This is a genomic window from Vibrio sp. D173a, assembly GCF_030248475.1.
Genome location: NZ_JAHGAH010001041.1, coordinates 1 through 687 on the forward strand (window position 1 = coordinate 1; position 687 = coordinate 687).

1 protein-coding gene and 1 pseudogene are annotated in these 687 nt (G+C 49.9%); both read left to right on the top strand.

From position 1 onward, the window contains the following. Positions 1-254: winged helix-turn-helix domain-containing protein (locus KIV40_RS31130; RefSeq protein ID WP_285353165.1), on the top strand; the 254-nt coding region annotated here is incomplete at its 5' end. Next, positions 254-687, top strand: a pseudogene (gene cpxA, locus KIV40_RS31135) (envelope stress sensor histidine kinase CpxA); the annotation flags it as partial. The gene KIV40_RS31130 and the pseudogene cpxA, both read left to right, overlap by 1 nt.

Here is a 687-nt window from a genome sequence, read left to right on the forward strand (position 1 = left end):
ATTGCAGTGAGAAGCTGCTTGATCTCACCACCACTGAATTCGCCCTGCTGAGCCACCTGATTCAAAACCCGGGACAAGTGATCACTAAAGAGTCTCTAAGCTTGGATGTTCTCGGAAAAAGATTAGCAGCCTTTGACCGTGCGATTGATATGCACATCTCTAACTTGAGAAAAAAGGTGCCTGAGCGTGTCGACGGCAAGGCTCGCATTAAAACTCTGCGTGGCCGCGGCTACTTATTGGTTGAGGAAGATTAATGCGCTTACCTAAAATCACCAGCTTATATGGACGTATCTTTGCGATCTTGTGGTTCACCATGTTACTGGTGCTTTTATCCGTGTTGTCTCTGCCACACCTAGACCCACGTGTGGCACGCGAAGTTCCTACAGAACACTACGACAAACTCACTCGTATCGCTAAAGCGACAGAGAAGCGTTTTGCTGGTGAAGACAACCTCGGCAAGATTGTCTTTCAGCTTGAGGGGCCACCTCGCAGCCGCAAAGATTCTCGTCCGCGTATCTATCTCACTGACCTAGATGGCAGTGTGTTGACCACCAAGCGCCACTCGGACTATAAGGTCAAAGCGATCCGCAACTTTGTTACCACCATTGATAACCCAGAAGTGACGAAGCAGAAGCTGTATGGGCACTACATGGTCGCAGGCCCGATTCCGGTGGTTCTCGCCAACGA